The 3,037-nt window shown below is 67.1% G+C and carries 1 protein-coding gene and 4 tRNA genes; 2 read left to right on the top strand and 3 right to left on the bottom strand.

Annotated elements, in window-relative coordinates:
- Positions 1–18: 18 nt before the first annotated feature.
- From A5646_RS02240 to A5646_RS02230, 3 genes are all read right to left on the bottom strand, one after another.
- A tRNA-Val gene (locus A5646_RS02240) sits at positions 19–93 on the bottom strand.
- 16 nt (positions 94–109) lie between these two features.
- Positions 110–183: transfer RNA gene (locus A5646_RS02235), tRNA-Cys, on the bottom strand.
- A gap of 28 nt (positions 184–211) precedes the next feature.
- A tRNA-Gly gene (locus A5646_RS02230) sits at positions 212–284 on the bottom strand.
- A 180-nt stretch (positions 285–464) separates the two neighbouring features.
- On the opposite strand from A5646_RS02230, the gene A5646_RS02225 reads away from it, so the two are divergent.
- Together A5646_RS02225 and A5646_RS02220 are read left to right on the top strand one after the other, a co-directional pair.
- Positions 465–539 (top strand) — tRNA-Val (locus A5646_RS02225).
- A gap of 288 nt (positions 540–827) precedes the next feature.
- A partial coding sequence (locus A5646_RS02220; protein WP_197505094.1) for an AAA family ATPase occupies positions 828–3,037 on the top strand: 2,210 nt, incomplete at its 3' end.

Raw genomic sequence — 3,037 nt, 5'->3', positions numbered from 1 at the left:
TTTAGCCTGCAAAAACTCTGGTGCGCGATACTGGGATTGAACCAGTGACCTCTTCCGTGTCAGGGAAGCGCTCTCCCGCTGAGCTAATCGCGCCGGGAAACCAAAAGCTTGGAGGTGGAGACGGGAATCGAACCCGTGTGCACGGCTTTGCAGGCCGTTGCCTCACCACTCGGCCACTCCACCGTTGGGGTCCACGCCACTTGCACCTTCGAGCGGATGACGGGATTCGAACCCGCGACCCTCACCTTGGCAAGGTGATGCGCTACCAACTGCGCTACATCCGCGCGCCTCGGACGACATCGTCGCCCGGTGCGAAGCACGACGATAGTCCACGTGAGCGGGCACATACAAATTTCTTGGTACGAGCCGTGTCTAGGCTATCGCGTCGACCCGTCACACGATGCGGCCGGTATTGTCGGGGCCGGCGCGTGCTAGTCTTCGACGTCGTTCGCCGTCTCGGCGCCGGTCCCGTGGCTCAGTGGGAGAGCGTCCGCTTCACACGCGGAAGGTCGCTGGTTCGATCCCAGCCGGGACCACCAATCACCGCAGGTGAAAGCGCTCCACCCGGGCGCCGGCCGCCAGTGTGACGGCTCGATGCGGCCGACCGGCCCCAATCCAACGGCCCCCGTCGCCGGTTCGTATTGCAGGTGCCTTCCAGCCCCGATAAGTTCGCTGTATGCGAACGTGCGCCGGGTCGTGAACCGGGCTGCAATGCGCATCCAGGTGCACCTCGGGCAAGCAGGCGAGTTTGCTCGCCGCGCCGGGTGCCTGGCCGGAATCTCTCCATTCGTCAACGGCTCCTGACACCGACGCTCATGGTGGGGTTGGTGCCATCGGGGACGCGGGCCGCGGAGGCCGAGGCCGTCGCCGAATTCCTCGATGCCTGCCGGGTCGCACCGGCCTGCCTGCTGGTGGAGGGTGAGGCCGGGATCGGCAAGACCACCCTGTGGCTCGCTGCGCTCGAGCAGGCCCGCGCGCAAGGGATGCGTGTTCTCACCGCGCGTGCGGCGATCACGGAGTCGGTGACGGCCTACATCTCGCTGGCCGACCTGTTGTCGACGGTCGATCGTGCGGTGCTTGACGCGCTACCTGAACCCCAGCGCCTGGCGATCGACCGGATCCTGTTGCAGGTCAGCGACGACGGCCTGACGACCGATCAGCGTGCGGTCGCAGCGGCGTTCCTCTCGGTCGTCGACATCCTGGCCGAAAACACTCCGGTGCTGGTGGCCATCGACGACCTCCAGTGGCTGGACCCCTCGAGCGCTCGCGTGGTGGCGTTCGCGGCACGACGGTTTTCCGGTCCGGTCGGCCTGCTGGCGACCGTGCGCACCGGTGACGGTGACGATGTGTCCTGGCTGCAGCTCGAAAAGCCGGACGCCACAAGGCGAATGACGCTCAACCCCTTGGCCATCGGCGCGCTGCACCAGGTCATCACCGCACGGTTGGGCCGCTCGTTTTCCCGGCACGCCATGCTGCGCATCCACGAGGCGTCCGGCGGTAACCCGTTCTACGCCATCGAGTTAGCGCGCACCATCCCCGAGGGCGAAACGGGCATCGAGATGACGCTGCCCACCACCTTGACCGGGCTGATGGCGTCCAAGATCGGCGTGCTGGATGAGGATCTTCGCGACATCCTGCTCGCCGCCGCATGCCTGGCCAGGCCGACCATGGAAGCCGTCTCGCAGGCGACCGCCCGGGACGTCCAGGAGTGCGTGGACCGACTGCTGGACGCCGAGCGGCGCGGCATCGTGACCATCGATCGCAACCGTGTGCGGTTCACCCACCCGCTGCTCACCGCCGCGGTCTATACGATGGCCACACCCACACAGCGGCGCGTCATGCACAGGCGGTTGGCGACCGTGGTCGACCACCCGGAATTGCGGGCTCGCCACCTGGCGCTGGCCGCCACTCATGGTGAAGCGGAGACGCTGACGGCCCTCGATGCCGCAGCCGAGTTGGCCAACAGGCGCGGGGCGCCGGCGGCCGCCGCGGAATTCATCGAGTTGGCCAACGAGCTCGGCGCCGTCAGTCCTGAACGCCAGATTCGCTGCGCCGCATTCCATTTCAGCGCCGGCGACGCCGCACGCGCGCGGAGCATCCTCGAGGAAGTCATCGGGACGCCCGCGCCGGCGAATGTACAGGCCGAGGCGCTCAGCCTGCTGGGGCGGTGGGCGTTGCTCGACGGCAGTTCACGGGACGGCGCCCGAAAGCTGCAACGGGCCGCGGATGCGGCCGCCGGAGACGACAGGCTGCTAAGCCACATACTCACGACATTATCGTTCGCACGCCTCAACATTCACGAGTTCGACGCCGCCATCGACGCGGTTGACGAGGCGGTCGTCACGGCGTCCCGGCTGGACGACCGTCAGCTGCTGAGCCAGGCGTTGAGCATGCGCGTGCTGGTGCGATTTCTGGTCGGCGAGGGTTTCGACGAAGAGGAATTACGGACCGCATTGACGCTGGACGACGGCGACGATCCGTCCTCGGCCACGATCTGGCCGACCCTACATCGCGCCGAATTGCTCATCGGCACAGGAAGACTCGACGACGGGCGCCGGGAACTCAGGGCAATTCGGCAACGCTATATCGACCGCGGCGCCGAAAGCGAAATGATGGTCGGCGCGTTCCACAGCGCGCTCAATGAGATGTGGCGCGGTGACTTCGCGGAGGCCTCGCTCATCGGGGAGGACGCACTGCAACGTGCGCGCCAGCTCGACGCGGACCTGCCGCTGGCCGTGGCGCTGATGATCCAGGCGCTGGTGGCCGCCTACGCCGGCGACGAGGCGGTCGCGCGCCGCGATGCCACCGCCGCCTTGGCCGCCGCCGAGCGCTGCGACTCGCCCGCGCTGGTCACCGTCTGGCCCACCAGCACGCTCGGCTTCCTCGAGGTTTCGCTGGGCGACTACGAAGCCGCGCTGCAGGCACTTTCACCGCTGCTGAGTGAGTTCGAGCGAAGCCCGCGCGCCACAGAAATTTTCGTCACCCCTTTTCTGCCCGATGCCGCCGAAGCCCTGATTCAGCTCGGACGGTTCGATGA

This window comes from Mycobacterium sp. 1245499.0 (genome assembly GCF_001673615.1).
GTDB classification, from domain to species: Bacteria; Actinomycetota; Actinomycetes; order Mycobacteriales; family Mycobacteriaceae; genus Mycobacterium; species Mycobacterium europaeum_A.
Note: the sequence above shows the minus strand (reverse complement) of the source record. Positions and strands in the feature narration are given on the sequence as shown.